4 protein-coding genes and 1 pseudogene are annotated in these 3,208 nt (G+C 59.6%); 1 reads left to right on the top strand and 4 read right to left on the bottom strand.

Annotated elements, in window-relative coordinates; genetic code table 11:
• Nucleotides 1–190 (top strand): hypothetical protein (locus EN925_RS40260; RefSeq protein ID WP_206632989.1); only part of this gene is annotated, 190 nt, incomplete at its 5' end.
• Here the strand turns inward: EN925_RS40260 and EN925_RS29385 are convergent.
• The 4 genes and pseudogenes from EN925_RS29385 to EN925_RS41010 all read right to left on the bottom strand — a co-directional run.
• The gene (locus EN925_RS29385) at nucleotides 167–1,168 is read right to left on the bottom strand and encodes an ABC transporter ATP-binding protein (RefSeq protein WP_063169341.1); all 1,002 of its coding nucleotides are present in this window, start codon (nucleotides 1,166–1,168) and stop codon (nucleotides 167–169) included. The genes EN925_RS40260 and EN925_RS29385 overlap by 24 nt on opposite strands.
• Nucleotides 1,161–2,171: an ABC transporter ATP-binding protein gene (locus tag EN925_RS29380; protein ID WP_063169342.1), complete on the bottom strand. Its 1,011-nt coding sequence runs from the start codon at nucleotides 2,169–2,171 to the stop codon at nucleotides 1,161–1,163. Before EN925_RS29380 ends, EN925_RS29385 begins: the two co-directional genes overlap by 8 nt.
• The gene (locus tag EN925_RS29375; RefSeq protein WP_063169343.1) at nucleotides 2,168–3,100 is read right to left on the bottom strand and encodes an ABC transporter permease; all 933 of its coding nucleotides are present in this window, start codon (nucleotides 3,098–3,100) and stop codon (nucleotides 2,168–2,170) included. The genes EN925_RS29380 and EN925_RS29375 overlap by 4 nt, the downstream gene beginning before the upstream one ends.
• Nucleotides 3,097–3,208, bottom strand: a pseudogene (locus EN925_RS41010) (ABC transporter permease); the annotation flags it as partial. The gene EN925_RS29375 and the pseudogene EN925_RS41010, both read right to left, overlap by 4 nt.

Genomic DNA, 3,208 nt, shown 5'->3' with positions numbered 1-3,208 from the left:
TCATTACACACTTCAGAGTGCCTCCCAGACATTGAGACTGATTCAAGATGGAGTGGCCAATTTCGACGGGTCTCAGCATTCTATCTGCATGGTGGTGTTCCAGCCCACCTGCCTGTGCAATACCAGATGGAATACGCTCATTGGGGTGGCGCTGATTGCATGCCTTTCACTTAGCGAGCCAGCAGGCTGACAGGTGCTGTGGTCCAACTTCGATCGCCGGCGGCTCCTCAGCTTTGCAACGGTCGAAGGCAAGCGGGCAACGAGGATGGAAACGGCAGCCCTTCGGCACGCGCGCGGCACTTGGAACCTCGCCCTGCAGGGCCGGCAACTCGGCGCGACCTGCGTTGCCGCCAATCTGCGGTGTGGCGTTGCGCAAGGCGACGGTATACGGATGGCGAGGGTTGAATGTGATCTCGTCGGCGCTACCAATCTCGACCAATTTTCCAAGATACAAGACCGCAATCCGGTCGGCGATCAGCCAGGCAAGGGGCAAATCGTGGGTGATGAACAGCAGCGCCATGTTGTGCCTGTCGCGCAAGTCAACCAGGACCTGAAGAATCTGAGCGCGTATCGAGACATCGAGCATCGATACAGGTTCATCAGCAACGATGAGTTCCGGCCGGACGGCAAGCGCTCCTGCAATCACGACGCGCTGGCGCTGCCCGCCGGATAGCTCGTGCGGGAAGCGGGCGAAGAAATCGCCGGGAGGATTGAGCCCAGCGGCCGCAAGCGCTTCACTCACCCGGTCGGCGAGTTGAGTGGCGTTACCGACCAGCCGCAGGGACTGCAACGGCTCCGCCACGATGTCGAACACGGTGTGTCGCGGATTGAGGGCCTGATAAGCGTCCTGGAAGATCATTTGCACGCGACGCCGGTACGGACGTAGAGCCGAGAAGCCCTCTACCGACCTCATGTCGCGGCCTTCGAACAGCATTCTGCCGCCAGTCGGCTTGGCAAGCTTGGTGATGACGCGGCCCACAGTGGTCTTGCCGCTTCCCGATTCGCCGACCAGGGCGACGATCTCGCCCCGCCCGACGTTGAGGTCGATCCCGTCTACCGCGCGCATGGCGCCGACAGATCGGCCCAGGACACGGTCGAACAGACCGCCCTGGATAGGAAAATGAACTTGCAGGCTCTCGAGACGCAGGATGCCGGCAGTGTCAGGCATGAACAGCGACCTTGTCTTCTTGCGTCAAGGACCGGTGAAGGTGACAGGCGACACGTCCCCGCCCGAACTTATTGAGGCTGGGGACTTCGGTCGCGCACCCCCCCATGACCGACGGGCAACGCGGATGGAAAGCGCAGCCCGAGGGTCGATTCACCAAGTTGGGAGGATCACCCGGTATTGGCCGGATCATCTTTTTGCCGCTCGCTGGGTTCGGGATCGATTCGATCAGCTGTCGGGTGTAGGGATGTTTGGGCTGGGCGAAAATCTCGGCGACAGTGCCATCCTCGACGATGCGGCCCGCGTACATGATCATTACGCGATCACAACACTTAGCCACCACAGAAAGGTCGTGGGTGATCAAAATCAGGGCGAGGCTCAACTGCGATCGCAAGTCGCCTAGCAGGTTAAGGATCTGAGCCTGAGTGATGACGTCGAGCGCTGTGGTGGGCTCGTCACCAATGATAATCGAAGGTCGACACGCGAGCGCCATGGCAATCATCACCCTTTGTCGCATTCCGCCCGACAACTCGTGAGGGTAGGCGGAACCACGATCCGCCGGGATGCCGACCAGTTGAAGCAACTCACTTCCCCGCTTGGTCGCCTCGCCCCGCGACATGCCGAGCTTCAGCATGCATGGCTCGGCGATCTGCTTGATAATGCGGTGAACAGGATTAAGTGCGTTCATCGCGCCCTGGAAGACAACGGACGTTTCGCTCCAGCGATGTGGCCGCATCGCCGCATCATCGTCGATCGGCAGTCGGTTGCCACGATAGCGCACTTGGCCGCCGCTGACCCGCGCGTTGGGTGATAGTAGACCAGCGATCGCCATCGCGGTCGTGGTCTTGCCACTGCCCGATTCTCCGACGAGGCCCACGGCCTCTCCGGCTCGGAGCGCGAAGCTTACGCCGTCGATTGCTCGCAATGAAACGCCCTTGAGCCCATAATCGACAGAGAGCCGGTCTATTTCCAGAAGCGGTGTTTTGTCCTGGGAGGAGCTGGTCATGGGATCACCCTCCGCCGTGGATTGAACGTGTCGTCAAGGGCACTGCCAATCAGGACGAAGCTAAGCGAAACCGTGAGTACGCACAGTCCTGGGGCGCCGAGGTACCACCAGGCTCCAGCACTGGCCGCGCCGGCGCGCTGAGCGAGCGAAAGCAAAGTGCCCCATGAAGGCTGCAACGGGTCCCCGAGTCCAAGGAATGAGAGCGATGTCTCGACATAGATTGCGCTGGCGACCACCAGCGCACCATTGGCTGCGATTTGCGGCACGAGATTGGGGAGGATGTGCCGCACCATGATGCCGAAATTACTGCTACCCGCAACGCGCGCACGATCAATGAATGGTCGCTCCTTAAGCGACAGTGTCTGACTCCGGACGATACGTGCAACAAAGGACCAGCTTGTCATGCCTATAACGACAATGATCACGAAAAGAGAAGGACGGAAGCCCAGGATTTCTCCACCGCGCCCCATCACCTCGAGAACCACGGGTGTAATGACCAGCGCCAGCACGAAGGACGGCATGACAAAAAAGAAGTCTGTCAAGCGCATCAGCCAGACGTCGACCCTGCCACCATAGTAGCCAGCGGTCGTACCGATTGTAGTCCCAACGACGAGGCTGATCACAGTCGCGAGTAGCGCAATCGTAAGCGAGATCCGGGCACCATGGAGGACCAGATTGAGCACGTCCCGCCCGATTTCGTCCGTGCCGAGCAGATGCTCGCCTGATGGGGGTGCGAGGAAATCGCCAGTTGCATTGATCGCAGTCTGGAGCGGTCCCGCCAGAATATTGGGGACCGCTCCCACAACAAGAAAGAATACCAGACATACGAGGCCCACCTGAGCACCGCCATAGCTGAGAAATTGACGCAGAAAGCCTTTTATTGCGCGCGCCCGGCCTCGCGGGCAATATCGAACAATATTGTCGCTCATTGTCGGACCCTCGGATCTAGAAGGCTGTAGGCAAGATCGGCTACGAGGTTTGCGAGAACAATTGAAACGCCAAGCAACAGGAATATGCCTTGAAGGACTGGGTAGTCC

Source organism: Mesorhizobium sp. M7A.F.Ca.US.006.04.2.1, from assembly GCF_004022915.1.
GTDB lineage: Bacteria > Pseudomonadota > Alphaproteobacteria > Rhizobiales > Rhizobiaceae > Mesorhizobium > Mesorhizobium ciceri.
Note: the sequence above shows the minus strand (reverse complement) of the source record. Positions and strands in the feature narration are given on the sequence as shown.